This is a genomic window from Actinopolymorpha sp. NPDC004070, assembly GCF_040610475.1.
GTDB lineage: Bacteria > Actinomycetota > Actinomycetes > Propionibacteriales > Actinopolymorphaceae > Actinopolymorpha.
On record NZ_JBEXMJ010000011.1, the window covers coordinates 31,635 to 48,628 of the forward strand.

At 72.7% G+C, this 16,994-nt stretch carries 15 protein-coding genes; 8 read left to right on the forward strand and 7 right to left on the reverse strand.

What is annotated here, in order from left to right:
- Nucleotides 1–58 precede the first annotated feature (58 nt).
- A complete protein-coding gene (locus ABZV93_RS20260) occupies nt 59–1,399 on the forward strand; it encodes a C1 family peptidase (RefSeq protein ID WP_354938311.1) in 1,341 nt (446 codons plus the stop codon).
- Nucleotides 1,400–1,507: 108 nt separating this feature from the next.
- Here ABZV93_RS20260 and ABZV93_RS20265 read toward each other — a convergent pair whose 3' ends face one another.
- Nucleotides 1,508–2,215 (reverse strand): Type 1 glutamine amidotransferase-like domain-containing protein, encoded by a 708-nt coding sequence (locus ABZV93_RS20265; protein WP_354938314.1) that lies wholly within the window; start codon nt 2,213–2,215, stop codon nt 1,508–1,510.
- Between the two features lie 314 nt (nt 2,216–2,529).
- Here ABZV93_RS20265 and fdhA point away from each other — a divergent pair, with 314 nt between their 5' ends.
- A complete protein-coding gene (gene fdhA / locus ABZV93_RS20270; protein WP_354938317.1) occupies nt 2,530–3,777 on the forward strand; it encodes a formaldehyde dehydrogenase, glutathione-independent in 1,248 nt (415 codons plus the stop codon).
- Nucleotides 3,778–3,808: 31 nt separating this feature from the next.
- Here fdhA and ABZV93_RS20275 read toward each other — a convergent pair whose 3' ends face one another.
- Complete coding sequence (locus tag ABZV93_RS20275) at nt 3,809–4,480, reverse strand: alpha/beta fold hydrolase (RefSeq protein WP_354938319.1); 672 nt, start codon at nt 4,478–4,480, stop codon at nt 3,809–3,811.
- Nucleotides 4,477–5,652 carry a YbfB/YjiJ family MFS transporter gene (locus tag ABZV93_RS20280; protein ID WP_354938322.1) on the reverse strand — a complete coding sequence of 392 codons (1,176 nt, stop codon included), beginning with the start codon at nt 5,650–5,652 and terminating at the stop codon, nt 4,477–4,479. The genes ABZV93_RS20275 and ABZV93_RS20280 overlap by 4 nt, the downstream gene beginning before the upstream one ends.
- An 81-nt stretch (nt 5,653–5,733) precedes the next feature.
- Between ABZV93_RS20280 and ABZV93_RS20285 the strand changes: the two genes are divergently transcribed.
- Nucleotides 5,734–6,345 carry a TetR/AcrR family transcriptional regulator gene (locus ABZV93_RS20285; RefSeq protein ID WP_354938325.1) on the forward strand — a complete coding sequence of 204 codons (612 nt, stop codon included), beginning with the start codon at nt 5,734–5,736 and terminating at the stop codon, nt 6,343–6,345.
- Nucleotides 6,346–6,528: 183 nt separating this feature from the next.
- The gene (locus ABZV93_RS20290; RefSeq protein WP_354938328.1) at nt 6,529–8,178 is read left to right on the forward strand and encodes a carboxylesterase family protein; all 1,650 of its coding nucleotides are present in this window, start codon (nt 6,529–6,531) and stop codon (nt 8,176–8,178) included.
- 12 nt (nt 8,179–8,190) lie between these two features.
- Here ABZV93_RS20290 and ABZV93_RS20295 read toward each other — a convergent pair whose 3' ends face one another.
- Nucleotides 8,191–9,294 (reverse strand): phosphotransferase, encoded by a 1,104-nt coding sequence (locus ABZV93_RS20295; protein WP_354938331.1) that lies wholly within the window; start codon nt 9,292–9,294, stop codon nt 8,191–8,193.
- 100 nt (nt 9,295–9,394) lie between these two features.
- Between ABZV93_RS20295 and ABZV93_RS20300 the strand changes: the two genes are divergently transcribed.
- Both ABZV93_RS20300 and ABZV93_RS20305 read left to right on the forward strand, forming a co-directional pair.
- Nucleotides 9,395–10,717 (forward strand): sensor domain-containing protein, encoded by a 1,323-nt coding sequence (locus ABZV93_RS20300; RefSeq protein ID WP_354938334.1) that lies wholly within the window; start codon nt 9,395–9,397, stop codon nt 10,715–10,717.
- A 30-nt stretch (nt 10,718–10,747) separates the two neighbouring features.
- Nucleotides 10,748–11,386, forward strand: coding sequence for a response regulator transcription factor (locus ABZV93_RS20305; protein WP_354938337.1), 639 nt, complete (start codon nt 10,748–10,750; stop codon nt 11,384–11,386).
- A 31-nt stretch (nt 11,387–11,417) separates the two neighbouring features.
- Here the strand turns inward: ABZV93_RS20305 and ABZV93_RS20310 are convergent, their stop codons facing one another.
- On the reverse strand, nt 11,418–12,470 hold the full coding sequence (locus tag ABZV93_RS20310) for an alcohol dehydrogenase catalytic domain-containing protein (protein ID WP_354938340.1): 1,053 nt from the start codon (nt 12,468–12,470) through the stop codon (nt 11,418–11,420).
- 214 nt (nt 12,471–12,684) lie between these two features.
- Between ABZV93_RS20310 and ABZV93_RS20315 the strand changes: the two genes are divergently transcribed.
- The gene (locus ABZV93_RS20315) at nt 12,685–13,824 is read left to right on the forward strand and encodes a GNAT family N-acetyltransferase (protein WP_354938343.1); all 1,140 of its coding nucleotides are present in this window, start codon (nt 12,685–12,687) and stop codon (nt 13,822–13,824) included.
- A gap of 37 nt (nt 13,825–13,861) precedes the next feature.
- Here the strand turns inward: ABZV93_RS20315 and ABZV93_RS20320 are convergent, their stop codons facing one another.
- Both ABZV93_RS20320 and ABZV93_RS20325 read right to left on the reverse strand, forming a co-directional pair.
- A complete protein-coding gene (locus tag ABZV93_RS20320; protein ID WP_354938346.1) occupies nt 13,862–14,839 on the reverse strand; it encodes an alpha/beta hydrolase in 978 nt (325 codons plus the stop codon).
- A gap of 249 nt (nt 14,840–15,088) precedes the next feature.
- Nucleotides 15,089–16,051, reverse strand: coding sequence for a 1,4-dihydroxy-2-naphthoyl-CoA synthase (locus ABZV93_RS20325; protein ID WP_354938349.1), 963 nt, complete (start codon nt 16,049–16,051; stop codon nt 15,089–15,091).
- 287 nt (nt 16,052–16,338) lie between these two features.
- Here ABZV93_RS20325 and ABZV93_RS20330 point away from each other — a divergent pair, with 287 nt between their 5' ends.
- Nucleotides 16,339–16,941: a hypothetical protein gene (locus tag ABZV93_RS20330; protein ID WP_354938352.1), complete on the forward strand. Its 603-nt coding sequence runs from the start codon at nt 16,339–16,341 to the stop codon at nt 16,939–16,941.
- Nucleotides 16,942–16,994: the final 53 nt, after the last annotated feature.

The window sequence follows — 16,994 nt, forward strand, 5'->3', positions numbered from 1 at the left end:
AGCACGAGTCTAGGGTTCCTTCTACCGCCACCCGACCAGCCTGGAGGGTCCTCCCGTCATGGATGCGTCACTCACCACCGACGACGTCGCGCTCCTACGTAAGAGCTTCACCCGTAACCCGGCCTACCGGCTCGTCCAGAACGCGTTGACCCAGACCACCCTCGACGACCTCACCCTAGACCGCGAGATCGTCGTACGCACCGACCACTCGGTCTCCCACCTGCTCGACGACTGGACCGCCACCAACCAGAAGAACAGCGGCCGCTGCTGGATGTTCGCCGGCCTGAACCTGCTGCGGGTCGAGGCCATGCGGCGGATGAACCTCAAGTCGTTCGAGTTCTCCCAGAACCACGTGATGTTCTGGGACAAGCTCGAACGCGCCAACTACTTCCTCGAGGCGATCATCGACACCGCCGACCGGGACCTCGACGACCGGACGGTCGCGTTCCTTCTCCAGGACGTCGCCAGTGACGGTGGCCAGTGGAACATGTTCGCGGCGCTGGTCCGCAAGCACGGGCTGGTCCCCAAGTCCGCGATGCCGGAGACGCAGAGCTCGTCCTCGACCGGCCGGATGAACTCCGTCCTGCGCCAGCTGCTCCGCCAGGGCGCCCGCGACCTGCGGGCGCTGGCAGCCGGTGACGGCGGGGCCGACGCGGCCCGGTCCCACAAGCGGCAGCTGCTGGACGTGGTGCACCGGGTGCTGTGCATGCACCTCGGCACGCCGCCGGAGACGTTCACCTGGCAGTGGACCGACAAGGACCGGGTGTTCCACCGCGACGGTGACCTGACCCCGCTGGAGTTCGCCCAGCGGTACGTCGGCATCCCGATCGACGACTACGTGTGTCTCGTCCACGACCCGCGGGAGACCAGCCCGCGCGGCCGGACGTTCACCGTCGACCAGCTGGGCAACGTCGTCGGCGGCGGCGCGGTGGTCTACCTCAACGTCGACGTGGCGGTGATGAAGCGGCTGGCCCGCGACTCCGTCGTGAACGGCGAGCCGGTGTGGTTCGGCTGTGACGTCGGGAAGATGATGCGCCGCGACATCGGCATCTGGGACGCCGACCTGTACGACATCGGCTCGGTCTACGACACGACGTTCGACCTGGACAAGGCCGAGCGGCTGCTCTACCACGAGACCGCGATGACGCACGCCATGCTGTTCACCGGCGTCGACGTCGACGGCGAGCTGATCCGGCGCTGGCGGGTGGAGAACAGCTGGGGTGACAAGGACGCTGACAAGGGCTTCTACACGATGAACGACTCGTGGTTCGACGAGTACGTCTTCGAGATCGCCGTCCACCGTGACGCGCTGCCGGAGGACCTGCGGGCGGCACTGTCGGAGGAGCCGATCGTCCTGCCCGCCTGGGACCCGATGGGGGCACTGGCCCGCGCCCGCTAGCCGACGCGGCGCGCGACGACCGTCGCGGCAACGGTCGCGGTGACGTGACAGAGGGTGGGGAGGAGATCGACGGTCTCCTCCCCACCCTCTGTGCGTCCTGGGTGCGACCTACTGCGCGGCCTCCTGCGCGGCCTCCTGCGCGGCCCGGGCGGGAAGGTACTTCCACTGCCCTTCCGACACGACCTCGACGGTGCCGTCGACCACCGTGATGGCCGTCTCGTCGTCCATGATGTACGCCGGACCCGAGATGCCGGCCGCCCATGCTTCCGCCTCGGCCATGGAGTTGCCCGGCATGCCGTCCGGAGCCAGGTGCGGGCAGATCGAGAAGTCGACGAGGCCCAACGTGGAGTCGTCGCCGTTCGGCGGCCGCCACTGGATGAAGTCGTCCCCGACCTCGGGGGTCATCACCATGCTCCCGGCGCTCAGCCCGACCCAGACCGTCTCGGTCAGCGACGGGAGCAGGTCCGAGAGCCCGGACTGCCGCATCCAGTGGCACAGGTAGAGAACGTCGCCGCCGGCCACCAACAGGACGTCGGCCTCGCGGACCAGCGGCACCCAGCGCTCCTCGTCGAGGCTGGGCAGCGCGGTGAGTTCCAGCACGCCGACGGACTTCCAGCCGAGGTCGACCATGGGGTTCGTGGAGTTTCCGCTGATGAACTCCCACGCCCTGGTGCCCGGGCCGACCCAGGGGTGCCCGTACATCGCGGTCGGGATGCACAGGGCGGTCGACTCGGCGATCGGCTTGCCCAGCAGGTCGACCAGCGCATCACGGATGGTGGCGTTCGTGACGCCACCGGAGGTGAGAAGGAGCTTCAAGACGCCTCCTGGTTCGAGGGCGACGGAACGGTCGCGGCGGGAGAGCTGAGACGTGGGACCACCGGCGAAACGTATCGCTGCCGAACGGGCGGAAACCACCCCGCAACCCGGGCCTCTCGCACCGGGCGGCGATCCCGGGCCCTTCGGGGGAGCGCGAAGGCCCCGTCCCTGCGGCGACCGTGGTCCGCACACTCCTCCCGCGCGGGCGCCCCGGACCCCGGCCGGCGCGAACCGGACTACAGTCGAAAGTCCGGGAAGCCGTCCCACCCGCCGGTGGTCTGCTGGGTGCCGCCACGTGAGCAGGGGAGGCAGCCATGCCGGGTAACGGCGGCGACCGGACCAACAGGGCAGTCGTATACATCGGACCGGGCAAGGTCGAGGTCCGCGTCATCGACTATCCGGCACTGGAGTTACGTCCAGGGCCGGGCGTACCGCCACAAAACGCCGGGCGGCAGTGCCCGCACGGTGTGATCCTCAAGGTGGTCGCGAGCAACATCTGCGGCTCCGACCAGCACATGGTGCGGGGGCGGACAACCGCCCCGGCCGGCCTGGTCCTCGGCCACGAGATCACCGGAGAGGTCGTGGAGAAGGGCCGGGACGTGGAGACCATCAACGTCGGCGACCTGGTGTCGGTGCCGTTCAACATCGCCTGCGGCCGGTGCCGGATGTGCAAGGAGGGCAACACCCACGTCTGCCTGAACGTCAACCCCGAACGCCCCGGCGGTGCGTACGGCTACGTCGACATGGGCGGCTGGCCGGGCGGGCAGGCGGACTACGCCATGTCGCCGTACGCCGACTGGAACCTGCTGAAGTTCCCCGACCGCGACCAGGCGATGGACAAGATCCTCGACCTGGCGATGCTGGCCGACATCTTCCCCACCGGCTACCACGGCTGTCACACGGCCGGGGTGACGTCGGGGTCGACGGTGTACGTCGCCGGCGCCGGGCCGGTGGGACTCGCGGCGGCCTGTGCGGCGTTCCTGCTCGGCGCGGCCGTGGTCATCGTCGGCGACATGAACACCCGCAGGCTGGATCAGGCTCGCAGCTTCGGCTGCGAGACGGTCGACCTCACCGAGGACGCAACCCTCGCCGATCAGATCGAGCAGATCCTCGGCGTGCCCGAGGTGGACGCCGCGGTCGACTGCGTGGGCTTCGAGGCCAAGGGGTCGGGCGAGGAGGGCCCGACCGAGCAACCGGCGACGGTACTGAACTCGATCATGGAGGTCACCCGTGCGGCCGGCAAACTCGGCATCCCCGGTCTCTACGTCACCGACGACCCGGGCGCGAGCGAGGAGGCCGCCAGGCACGGCAGCCTGTCCATCCGGATCGGCCTGGGCTGGGCGAAGGCACACCAGTTCACCACCGGGCAGTGCCCGGTGATGCGCTACAACCGCGGGCTGATGGATGCGATCCTGCACGACCGCGTCCAGATCGCGAAGGCGGTGAACGCGACCGTCCTTCCGCTGGAGGAGGCGCCGAACGGCTACAAGGACTTCGACCGGGGCGAGGCGAAGAAGTACGTCCTCGACCCGCACGGGATGCTCGCCGGCAAGACGCCGTGAGGCTCAGCAGCCGCCGTCCGGCGTGAGCTGATCAGCGGGCGGCGACGTCGACCAGGATGCTCGACAGTTCGTCCGGCGCGTCCCGCATCAGGTTGTGGCCGGCGGCCAGCCGGTGCGTGGTCCAGCCGGGGTCCCCGCTCAGCCTCTGGTAGACGTGCGTGAACGGAGACTGGTCGGCCCAGCCCGCGGCGTACACGTAGTCCCGGCGGCGGATGTGCCCGAGGTCGCCGGTGAGCCGCAGCGGCTGGAGCACCGACGCGATCGGGTGTGGCGTGGCCCGGGCGTCGAAGAACGGCAGGGGCAAGGAGGCGCACCCGGTCTCGTCCACGTCGGCGTACCACGTCCGTTCCTGGTCGGACACCAGGGACCAGCAGGAGTCACCGTCCTGCGGCACCACGGCGTCCAGATAGACCAGGGAGTCGACCCGGTCCGGCGCGCGGTCGGCAGCACCGGTGATCACCATTCCGCCGTAGCTGTGTCCGACCAGCACCGCGTCCCGCAGGTCCTCGCCGTCGAGGACGGCGAGGACGTCCTGGATGTGCGTGTCGAGGTTCACCGTGCCGTGCAGCAAGTGTCGGCGTTCGCTCACGCCGGTCAACGTCAGCGGGTGGACGGCGTGTCCGAGGTCGCGCAGTCGCCGGGTGAGGTGCTCGAAGGACCATCCGCCGTGGCACATGCCGGGGACGAGGACGAAGGTCGTCATGGTGCTCCATCGGTTGGTGATGTGTGGTGGCGGTGCGGCGTGGCGGGTCGCCCGACGAGGGCGATCGCGGCGCCGGCGGTGCACAGAACCGCCGTCCACGCCAGGGCGGCCACGGGGGAAGTACGGTCGGCGACCAGCCCGGCGAGCCACGGACCGGCGGTCTGACCGGCGGCGAACACCGTGGTGAGGGCGGCGAGGGTGGCGGTCCAGTCGGTGGCCGGGACGTGCGCCCTCAGCACGGCGGTGACCGCGGCAGGCACGCCCATGAACGTCGCCCCGTACACCAGCGCGGAGAGCAGGACGACCGGCGGCGTGGACGACACCAGGACCAGGGCCGAGCCCCCGCCCAGCACGGCGAGCAGGGTGGCCAGAGCCCGGCTGCCGGGCCAGTCGGCGATCGGGCGGCTCCACAGGGCTGGGGCCACCGCGACGGCGGCGCCGAGCGCCGTCCAGGTGAGCACCACCTGCCCGACGGGGGCGTGCCGGTCGGTCAGGTAGGCGGAGAGGAAGGTGATGTAGGCGATGTAGCCGGTGGCGAACAACAGATAGGCCAGGGTGGTTGCCCAGAGCGGCCGGAGCCGGGCCCGCCCGGCCGTGGGCCGCTGGTCACCGTCGGTGCCGGCCGTGCTCCAACTCACCAGGGCGGCCAGCGCGGCGGCGACACCCAGACCGAGCCAGGCCAGCCGCCAGTGCACGCCGAGCAGCGGGACCGTCACGCCACTGACCACGATGCCCAGCCCGGCGCCGGCGAAGTACACCGTGATGGGAACGGCCGAGGCGGCCCGCGCGGCGGCGTGGGACGCGATCACCCCGCCGGCGATGAAGACCACCGCCCCGGTCGCCCCGGCCAGCGCTCGGATCGCCAGTAGCAGTGGGTAGGCGCCGCTGACGGCGGTCGCGGCCAGCGCACCGGCGGTCAGTGCCATGCCGGCCCGGAACGCGGTGGCCGCGCCGAGCCGGCGGATCAACCCGGTGGCCAGCAGCGCGCCGAGCAGGTAGCCGAGGCCGTTGGCGGCGCTCATCGCGCCCGCGTCGGCCAGCGTCCAGTGCAGGTCGTCGCGCATCGCCGGCAGCAGGAGCCCGTACGCGAAGCGCGCGAAGCCGAGCGCCGAGGCGGTGCCCAGGGCCAGCCGTACGGCCTGCCCCACCCCGGCGGGCGCGGTCGACGTCATGAGTCCCCCTGGGAACGAACCGATCGGTACGAATTCCGGGAATGCTAGCAGGGGAACGAACCGACCGGTACTATCCATCTCATGCCAGTCCCGAAGGGCTCGTCGATCGACCCGGAACGCACCCGCGCCGGCATCGTCGACGCGGCCACCCCGCTGCTGTACGAGCGGGGCCTGGACGGCATCGGCGTCGCCGAGCTGTGCACCCGTCTCGGCGTATCCAAGGAGACCCTCTACCGCTACTTCGGCAGCAAGGAGGGCCTGATCGAGGCAGTGCTGGCGGCCCGCAGCGAGCGGGTGTCGACCTGGATCGCCGACGCCGCGGCCGCCGCCGGGGACGATCCGCGCGACCAGATCACCGCCGTCTTCGACGAACTCCAACGGTGGTACGAGGAGCCGGACTTCCGCGGCTGCGCGATGCAGAACGCCGCCGCGCAGCACCACGTCGAGGCGGTACGTTCGATCACCGCGCGGCACCTGGACCGCCGGCTCGACCTGTTGACCGACATCGCCCGGCGCGCCGGCGCGGACGACCCGGACGCCCTCGGACGGCAACTGCTCCTGCTGGTGGAGGGCGCGACCCTGGTCGCCGCCCACCATGACCGCGCCGGTGCCGGCGGCTACGCCAAGCGCGCCGCCCTGGCGCTGCTGCCCGCCACCCGGCCGGCCGATCGCGGCAGCCGCCGTCCGGCGTGAGCTGGGCGCCGGCGGCACCGAACGCCGTCCGGCGTACCGGCAGCACACTTTCGTAGGGCTCGACCGCACCCATCGCCGCTGGTGAGGGTGCCGGCCCGCTCGCTGTAATCGCTGTGGGCCCGTTCCCGATCGGGAAGGGGCCCACAGCTCGGATCCCCTTACAGCGAAGCGAGATGAGCACCCATGCGAAAGCGAATCGGTGCGTCGGTGGCGGCCGTCGCCGGCCTCACGGTGAGTCTGGCGGGCCTGCTGGCCGGACAGGCCCTCGCCGCCGGTCCACCCGGCACCGCGCCTCCACCGCCGGACCGGCCGGTCGTACGTACCGACCGCGGCCTCGTCGCGGGCACGACGACCGGCGACTATCGCCTCTTCCAGGGCATCCCGTACGCCGCCCCGCCGACCGGCCGGCTGCGCTGGACGAACCCGCGCCCGGCGGCGCACTGGAACGGCGTCCGGCCCGCCACCAAGCCCGGCAGCCCGTGCCCGCAGGCACCCGGCGAGGTGCCCGGCGGCAGCACCACCGAGGACTGCCTGTACCTCAACGTCACCAGTCCCACCTCCGCCGGCCCGAAGCGCACGCGTCCGGTCGTGGTGTGGGTGCACGGCGGCGGCTTCACCTCGGGTGCGGGCAGCAGCTACGACGCCCGCCGGATGGCGGTCCGCGGCGACGTGGTGGTGGTCACCGTCAACTACCGGCTGGGTGTCTTCGGGTACTTCGCCCTGCCCGGCCTCCGCGGCGGCGGCGACTTCGGACTACAGGACCAGCTCGCCGCGCTGCGCTGGGTGCGCCGCAACATCGCGGCGTTCGGCGGGGACCCCCACAACGTGACGCTGGCCGGTGAGTCCGCCGGCGGGATGAGCACGTGTGCGTTCCTGACCGCTCCGGCGGCCGCGGGCCTGTTCCAGAAGGGCATCATGCAGAGCGGTTCGTGCATGCTGGAGTGGCCCGCGAACACCTGGTACCCCGGCATGCCCGCGTTCGCGCCGTACGCACCGCTGGCGGAGGTCGAGGAGTTCGGCAAGGAGACCACCGCCGACCTGCACTGCGCCGACCCGCACACCGCGCTCGCGCTGGCCTGTCTGCGCAAGGTCGAGCCGGAGAGACTGCTCGGGGTCGACCAGCCGTACAACATGCCGGCGTACGGCACACCGCTCCTGCCCCGCGACCCCGCCGAGGCGCTGCGCACCGGGTACTTCCGCAAGGTGCCGGTCATCTCCGGCGGCAACCGCGACGAGGGCGCCGGCAACGCGGCCGCGCTGCAGACCAACCAGCCGCTGACCGAGCAGAGCTACCTGGACCTGCTCACCGGCACGTTCGGCGCCGACGCCGGTAGGCAGGTCGCGGCGCACTACCCGGTCGCCGCGTTCGGCACGCCGGCGCAGGCGTGGGCGGCGGTCATCTCCGACCGGCCGTGGGCCTGCCCGACGCTGCAGGGAAATCAGGCGATGGCGAGGCGGACCACGACGTACGCCTACGAGTTCGCCGACCGGACCGCGCCGAACCTGGGCGCGCCGCCCCCGCCGAACTTCCGGATCGGTGCCGCGCACGCGTTCGACCTGCCGTACGTCTTCGACTTCAGCGGGTACGGCCTGCACCTCGACCCGGCGCAGCAGCGGCTGTCGGACCAGATGGTCGGCTACTGGACGAGGTTCGCCGCCACCGGGAACCCGAACGGGCCCGGGCTGCCGGCCTGGCGGGCGTTCCGCCCCGGCGACACGACGGCGCCCGCGCTGGCCACCGAGGCCGACGGCGGGGTGCGGCCGGTCGACCTCGCCGCCCGGCACCAGTGCGGCTTCTGGTCAGGGCTCGCGGCGAAGTCCGACGCCGGCTGACCGCCAGCCGAGTCAGGTCCTCGCCGCGTCCTCGCCGACAGGAGTACGCGGGAAGAGATCCGCGACGCCGCCGAGTCCGCCCACCACGGCCCGCGCGCCGAGGGCGGACACGGCGGCGGCCTCCTCGCCGGTGAGGTACGCCGCCGGCGACTTGCCGTGCACCCGGGCGAGCAGCAGCGCGCCGGTGTGCCGGACCACCGCCTCCTCGTCCACGGCCAGGCCGCCGGCCTGCGCGTACGCCGTACGGAACGCCTCCGCGCAGCGCACCAGCCGCGGGACGACATCCGTGCCGTCCGGGTGACCGGCCAGGTGGACGCTCTTCATCACCAGGTGGTGCAGCATGAACGCGACGTCGAACACCGGGTTGCCCGCGTGTGCCACCTCGTGGTCGAGCACCCACAGCCCGCCGCCCGCCCCGCTCGGGTCGACCAGCACGTTCTTCGGGGAGAAGTCGCCGTGCACCAGACACCGCGGCCGGGTGAGGAGCTCGTCCAGGCAGCCGAGCACCGCGGTGGCGAGGTCGGGCCGGCGGGCCGCGACGGTGCGGTGGTAGGGGTCGCCGCGCAGTTCCAGGAACATCGTGAGGTCGCCGTACGCCGCGAGCCGGTCGCCCACGCCCGGGTCGGCGGTGGCGGCGTGCCAGGCGCCCAGCACCCGCCCGAGCGTCGCCCCGGCGGCGACGTCGACCACCCCGGCCAGCAGCGCCTTCCGCCACTCGGTCCAGCCGGCCGGTGCGGCGGTCATGGTGAGGACGAAGCACTCCGGGTCGTAGTCGACCAGCCGGGGCAGATGGGCCGGGGTCAGCTCGCCATACCAGCGCAGCGCCGCCGCCTCCACCCCGGCGCGTTCGACCCGGGCGGGCCACTCGTCGGCCACCGCCAGGAAGGGCAACGGCTGCTTGACGACGTACGTCCGTACGCCGGGCATCCAGCCGTCGCCGTCGAGACCGTCCACGCCGTCCACGCGGTCCGCGCCCTCGGTCCCGTCCTCCGCGACCACCAGGAACGTCGCCCCGCTCACCCCACCGGACAGTACCGAGGCTGTCGCCGGGGCGTCCGGGGCGAGCACTCCCCGACCGCGCAGGAAACGCACCACGGTGTCCTCGCTCAGCCGCACGCCGAACCGCCTCCCAAGCACGGGGTAGGGATATCCCCACCAGCGAACCAGGAGTCCGCCGGATGGAGAAGCCCATGTTTCGGCCCGTACTGTCCCTGACATGACCAGCGCAACCCCTGACCTGGCCCGCACCGGGCGGGCCGAGGCCGGCCGCCGCGGCTACTGGCACCGCCTCGGCGGCCGCTCGATCTACGTCCTGGCGGGCTTTCCGCTGGCGATCGTGCGGTTCGTCGTGCTGATCGTGTTGTTCCTGTTCGGGGTGGGGACGGCGGTCACCTTCCTCGGGCTGCCGGTTCTGGCCGGGACGATGAAGGTCGCCCGCGGTTTCGCGGCGGTCGACCGGGCCCGGCTGTCGCGGGTGCAGGGCTGGCCGGCCCGGCGCCCGGCGTACGTCGGCGGGCACCCCCACACCCGGGTGGGCCGGATGCTCGCGCCGCTGCGGCAGGGACAGTCCTGGGCGGACTGGGGCCACGGCGTCCTCGGGCTCTTCCCGGCCGTGCTCGGGTTCGCGTTCACGCTGCTCTGGTGGGCGGGGACGGTGGCCGGTCTCACGGCGTTCGCCTACATCTGGATCCTGGACCGGACCACCGGCTACGAGGGGCTCGGCACGTTGCTCCGCATCAGCGACGCCTGGCAGTTCGACGCGGCGATCAACACCGCCGCCGGGCTGATCTTCCTGTTCACCCTCCCCGCGGTGGTCCGCGGCTGCGCCGAGCTCGAGGCCGCGCTGGCCCGGGCCATGCTGACCAGCGACCGGGTGGCCGACCTGCACGGCCGGGTGTCCGACCTCACCCAGAGCCGCGACGCCGCCGTCTCCGCGGAGGCCCAGGCCCTGCGCAGGCTGGAACGCGACATCCACGACGGGCCGCAGCAGCGGCTGGTCCGGCTGGCGATGGACCTGTCCTCCGCGCAGCGCCGGCTGGCCAAGGACCCTTCGACCGTGCAGCCGATGCTGGCCGAGGCGATCACCGCGACCCGGGAGACGCTGGAGGAGCTGCGGGCGCTGTCCCGTGGAATCGCCCCGCCGATCCTCGCCGACCGCGGGCTGCGGGCCGCGCTGGCCGCGGTCGCGGGGCGGTCCACGGTGCCGGTCGACCTCGCCGTCGACATCCCCGACGGCGAGCACCTGCCGCTGATGGTGGAGAACACCGCGTACTTCGTGGTCGCCGAGGCGCTCACCAACGTGGCCAAGCACAGTGCCGCCACCCGGTGCACGGTCGAGGTCCGGCGTACCGGCAGCCACGTCCAGGTGGTCGTCGGCGACAACGGCGTCGGTGGGGCGCACACCGCCAAGGGGCACGGGCTGGCCGGACTCACCGAACGGCTACGCGGCGTGGGAGGCTTGCTCGCGGCGACCAGCCCGGTCGGCGGACCGACCGTGCTCACCGCCGAGCTCCCTTTGCAGAGTTCGCAGAACGCCTGAGACGAAAAGACTCGTGCGAAGGGATCCGTCGTGCGCGTGGTGATCGCGGAGGACTCCGTACTCCTGCGGGAAGGTCTCGTCCGGTTGCTCGAGGAGGCCGACCACACGGTGGTGGCCGCCGTGGGCGACGGGCCGTCCCTGGTGGACGCCGTGGTCGCGCACGAGCCGGACGTGTCCGTGGTCGACGTCCGCATGCCGCCCACGCACACCGACGAGGGGCTGCGGGCCGCGATCGAGGTCCGCAAACGGCTGCCGGGTGCGCCGGTCCTCGTGCTGTCCCAGTACGTCGAGGAGTCCTACGCCGCCGACCTAGTGGCCGACCGGGTGGGCGCAGTCGGCTACCTGCTCAAGGACCGCGTGGTCGACGTGGAGGAGTTCCTCGACGGCCTGGCCCGGGTCGCGGCCGGCGGCACCGTCCTGGACCCGGACGTGGTGGCCCAGCTCCTGGTCGCCCGCCGCGACCCGCTGGCCTCACTGACACCGCGCGAACGCGAGGTGCTCGCGCTGATGGCCGAGGGCCGTACGAACACCGCGATCTGCCGGCGGCTCGTGGTCAGCGAGGGCGCGGTGGAAAAGCACATCGGCAACATCTTCGCCAAGCTCGGGCTGGCGCCGTCGTTGTCCGACCACCGCCGGGTGATGGCCGTCCTCGCCTATCTCCGCCCCTGACCGCGCCCCTTCCGACCGGCCCCTCGGTGGATCAGGCGGGCTGGCCGTTGGGGAGCACGATGACCTTCAGGTGCGCGGCGGGCTCGTGGTGCAGCGCGTCGAACCCGTGAGTGACCACCTGCTCCAGGCCGATCCGGTCGGTGATGAGCGGACGTACGTCGACCTCGCGGGACTCGAGCAGCCCGATGGCCTCGGGGAAGTCGACGTCGTAGGTGTGCGACAGCGAGGCGATCAGTTCCTTCTCACCGAGCAGGAACGAGATGAGGTTCAGGTCGAGGGTGTCGCCGCTGACGCCGACCAGGACCGTCCGGCCGCCCTTGCGGGTCCACTTCACGGCACTGCGGACGGCCGCGAGCTTTCCGCCCGCCTCGAACACCACGTCCGGGCCCACGCCGTCGGTCAGCTCCTTCAGCGCGTCCTCGGCGTCGTCGGGGCTGACCGCGCGGTCCGCACCCAGGCGTTCGGCGAGGGCGCGGCGTTCGGCGACCGGCTCGACCACGACGACGCGGTCGGCACCGCGCAGCCGGGCGACCTGGGCGACCAGGAGGCCGATCGTCCCGCCGCCGACGACGGCGACCGTCGAGCCGGGCTCGAGCCGCGAGCGCCGCACCGCACGCACGGCGACCGAGGTGGGTTCGGTGGCCGCCGCCTCCTCGGGGGTGATCGCGTCGGAGTACGGCAGGCAGATGCGCGCGGGTGCCAGCATCTCCTCGGCCAGTCCCCCGTCGGCGCCCTGGCCGGTCGACCGCAGGCTCACGCAGAGGGCGTAGTCGCCGCGCCGGCACCAGAAGCACTCCCCGCAGAACAGGTGACCCTCGACCGCGACCCGCCGGCCCACCGGCAGGTCCACGCCGGGTCCGGCCTCCACGACCACTCCGGCGGACTCGTGGCCCATGGTCAGCGGTTCGCGCTCGGCCAGCGGGGGCTCCTCGGACCGGCGGGCGTTCAGGTAGACCTCGAGGTCGGTGCCGCAGATCCCGGCCGCCTCGACCTTCAGCCGCACCCAGCCGGGCGGAGGGCTGCCGAGCGCGGGAACGTCCTCGATCCGCAGGTCCTGCCGGCCGTACATCCTCGCGGCGCGCATCGGTCTCCTTCTCGGGTGGTCGGGGGGCGGCCCGGCGTTCGGCGGTTCGGTGCGTTGAACGCATCCGCGGCGAACCGGGCCCCGACGCGCATCGTATCCAGCCGATTTTGCGTGGTCGCAACACTGACCGACCCCGGCCCGAAACATTCGCCCGGCACGGTGGCAGTGCGTACATGCACACCGAAGTAGGGGGACCATCGTGACCTTGTGGCAGGTGCGGACCAGAGTCCGCGACATTCCCGGCAAGCTGGCCCAGCTCGCCACGGCCCTCGGCGCCGTGCGCGGCAACGTCGTCGGCATCGACGTGCACGGCTGCGACCTCGAGCACGTCCACGACGACCTGTTCGTGGACGTCCCCGAGACGGTCGACGCGGATCGCCTGGCCCAGGTGCTCGCGGCTACCGGCGGCTCCGACGACGCGGCGGGGGCCGAGCCGGTACGCCTCCGCCGCGCCCGTGTGCAGGAACTCGTCGACGGCCCCGGTCAGGCACTCACGCTGGCCGCCTGGCTGGTCGAGGACCCCGCGGCGCTGCCCGGGCTGTTGTGCCGGCTCGTCGGTGCCGACAGCGCGGAGCTTTGCGGGCAGCCGCCGCCGGACTCCCCGCATCTCCTGGCGGTCGGGTGGCCCGGCCGGAGCGGTTTCGTCGTCGTCCGCCGGGAGTGGGCGCCGTTCACCTGGGTGGAACGCGCCCGCGTGGACCGGCTGGCCGCCGTGGCCGCCGCCCTGGCCCGCCGGCAGGCGGACGCCGGTGACCGGGTGGTGCTGGCGGACGGGTCCCGGCTGCGGATCCGGCTCGGCGGGCCGGAGGACGCCTGGCACGTCGCCGACCTGCTGGCCCGGTGCAGCCGGTCCTCGCGGGAGGCGAGGTTCGTCGCCGACGAGGGTGAACGGCTGCCCGTCCGCTGGCTCGATCGCCTCGCGGCGCCCCCGGAGGGCTTCTCCCTGCTGGCGTTCGCGGAGTCCGGAAACCTGGTCGGCATGGCACAGTGCCTGCCGCAGGACCCGGCCGGGGACCGGCCGGGCGGGGCGCACGAGGTGGGACTGCTGGTCGAGGACGGATGGCAACGGCGTGGCATCGGGACGCTGCTCGTCCGCGGCCTGGCTCGCCGCGCCCTCGCCGACGGCGTGACCGAACTCGTCGCGGTCAGCACAGCCGCGCACGTGGGTACGGAGCGGCTGTTCGCCCGGGCCGGCCTGCCGGTCCTGACGAGGTACGCCGACGGCGTGTGGGAGGCACGTGCCCGGCTGCGCGCCGACGCCCGGGAGGAGCCCGTCTCCGCCGCCGACCTGCACAGCGCGGTCCTGCGCGGTGAGGCGGCGGTGCGCGCGTGGGCACGCTCGACGGCCCGCTGAGCCCCGGGCAGCCGAAACATCCCCTCGACCTCGGCACTCAGCCGGCCCGGTGTCCTCGCCGGTGGTTCCGCGGCACCGGGTGCCGGGCGGTCAGGAAGTCCAGCAGCACCCGGTTGAACGCCCTCGGGTTGTCCAGGTTGGCGAGGTAGCCGGCCCGGTCCACCACCTCGTACTCCGCCCGCGGGTCCCGGTCGAGCCATCGTTTCGCGTGCCGGCCGAGGCGGCTCGTCCGGTCGAACTCACCGCGTACGAGCAGCAGCGGCTGGTCGATGCGGTACTGGGGTTCGGGGTGCGCGGACGTCTCCCCCGCCCGCCACACCTGTGTCAACCGCGTCTTGTCGATGTGCTCCATCGCCAGGTAGGCGTGGGTCTGCGTCGCGGCGTCCACCCCGGCCGCACGGGCGGCCTCGTGCCGGATGCGGGCGTCCCGCCTCGTCGCGAAGGCCAGTGCGGCGAGCCTGCCCCAGCGGTGCGCCGGCACCGTCCACGGCCGGCGCGGCAGGGTGAGGCAGCCGGCGGCGACGACGACCAGCCCCGCCACCCGTTCCGGGCGCAGGAACGCGGCCTCCTGGGCCACCTGCCCGCCGAAGGAGTGGCCGACAAGGGCTAGTTGACGATGCGCGCGGAGCCGATCCGCCAACTCCAGCAGAGCTTCCGCCAGTCCGCGTACCGTCAGGTTCTCCCTGACGACGGGAGTGGCATACGTCCGCACGTGGTCGACCGGCACCGACTCGACCGGGACCGACACGTCGGGCACGGCGTCCGGTGATGGTGCGGATCCCTTACGAGCAAGGAGTTCCCGCCAGAAGGTACGCCGGTCGCGTGGCAGCGTCGGCAGCTCCCAGGTGAGGGTGCGGTATCCCGCCTCCCACAGCACCGGAAGCTGCGGACCCCACATCCGATGGTCCAGCCATCGCCCGGCACCCAGGACGACGACGGGGCCGTCCCCCGGGCCCGCCATCCGGTAACGAAGAGCAGAGCCCGCGCGTTCGAAGACGCCTGCGGCTTCCTGCACAGGGCAGCGCCTCCCCCGGACGGCTCGAGCCCACGCAGCGATCACTCCGCAACGGATCCAGGGTGACCTCGTTGTCCGCCCCGGATCCTTACGATCAGGCTAGGCCGACCAGGGGATCGGCACGCCAAAAACACCGCCGGGCCGGGTCCTGCCAAGGCAGAGGCCAACGACACAAAGCGGTGGAGGCAACGGACAGCGCGACGAAAGCCCGCCTTGACACGCGGCGATTCGCCGGAACCAGGTCAGACCTCAGTAATAGAAGGGAAACTCGGACCAGTCGGGCGAGCGCTTCTCCAGGAAGGCGTCCCGGCCCTCCTGCGCCTCGTCGGTCATGTAGGCGAGCCGCGTCGCCTCACCGGCGAACAACTGCTGGCCCACCAGGCCGTCGTCGACGGCGTTGAAGGCGTACTTCAGCATCCGCAGCGCGGTCGGGCTCTTGCCGTTGATCTCCCGAGCCCAGGTGAGCGCCTCGCGTTCGAGGTCGGCGTGCGGAACGACGGCGTTCACCATGCCCATCCGGTGCGCCTCCTCCGCGTCGTAGGCGCGACCGGTGAAGAAGATCTCCCGGGCGAACTTCTGTCCGACCTGGCGGGCGAGGTAGGCCGAGCCGAACCCGCCGTCGAAGCTCGCCACGTCGGCGTCGGTCTGCTTGAACCGCGCGTGCTCGCGGCTGGCCAGGGTGAGGTCGGCGACCACGTGCAGGCTGTGCCCGCCGCCCGCGGCCCAGCCGGGGACGACGCAGACCACGATCTTCGGCATGAACCTGATCAGCCGCTGCACCTCGAGAATGTGCAGCCGGCCGAGCCGGGCCCGGTCCCCGGCTCCCGGTGCGTCGCCACCCGCCTCGCCGGTCTCGTCGCCGGCGTACTGGTAGCCAGACCGGCCCCGGATCCGCTGGTCGCCACCGGAGCAGAACGCCCAGCCGCCGTCCTTGGGCGAGGGGCCGTTGCCGGTCAGCAGCACACATCCCACGTCCGGGGTCGTGCGAGCGTGGTCGAGCGCACGATAGAGCTCGTCGACGGTGTGCGGGCGGAACGCGTTGCGGACCTCCGGTCGGTGGAAGGCGATCCGGACCGTCCCCTGGTCCAGCGCCCGGTGGTAGGTCACGTCGGTCAGGTCGTCGAATCCGTCGACCGGCTTCCACGCCGCCGGATCGAACAGCTCCGAGACCCGGTCACCGCCGGCCACCGATCCCGCAGACCCCACCGCCATGCCTACCGCCTCTCGCTCCGTGTCCCTTGCGTCGATCGTGCCACCGCCTCGAAGCGGCACGGACGCCGCCCGGCCGGACGTTGTTCCACGGCGGGTAGCTACGGGTCAGCCGCCGGCGCCCCACTCATGCCTAGACTGGCCACTTCCCGGGGACGCTTGTCCTCGTGGTGCCGAAAGCCGCGCATGGTTTCGAACCACCGCGCACCACCGGAACCACCCGCACCACCGCAAGCACCCGCACCACCGACATCCGTACCGCCGACCGACCCCGACGGGAGGGACCCGCAGTGGCGCGCACGCCGACCGCCGTGTTCCGTACCGTCCCGTCCGCGTCGCCGCCGGCCGCCGGCGCACCTCCCGCCCGGCTCCGGAGCACCTGGGCCGTCCTGGTCGGGCTGGTCCTGTCCGGTGCGGTCTGTGCCGGCCTGCTCGCCGGTGGCGCGCCCGCTGCGGCGAGCGTGCACCGGGCGATCAGCACGGCGAGCGGTCAGGCGAGCGGGCCACCGGGCACGGAGCAGCGCCAGCGCACCATCTCCCGTCGTACCCAGTCCCAGTCGGCCACCCGAGCCGAGCGCACCGCCCGCGCGGACCGCCCCGGCCAGGCACACCGCGCCGCCAAGGCCGCCCGGCCGGTGACCCGGGCGGTCCGGGTCGCGCACGGCATCGCCGCCAAGTCCGTCGGCGGCGACCGGGCTCCGCCCACCGCGGGCCGTGGGTACGCCCACGGCTCCGGCACCGCCCACCCGACGGCATGGGCCGTCGACACCGGGCAGACCGACCCCGACCTGAGGGCCGGCCACGTCTCCACCGACCGCGATCGCACCGGTCACGCGCCGGCCGCCCTCGGCGGCACCGGCGTCCGGGCTCCACCGGGACCACCCGCAGCCTGAACCGCGACCACCGCACCCCCAACCGGTGCGGCCATGCGCGCAGGCGTCCGCGT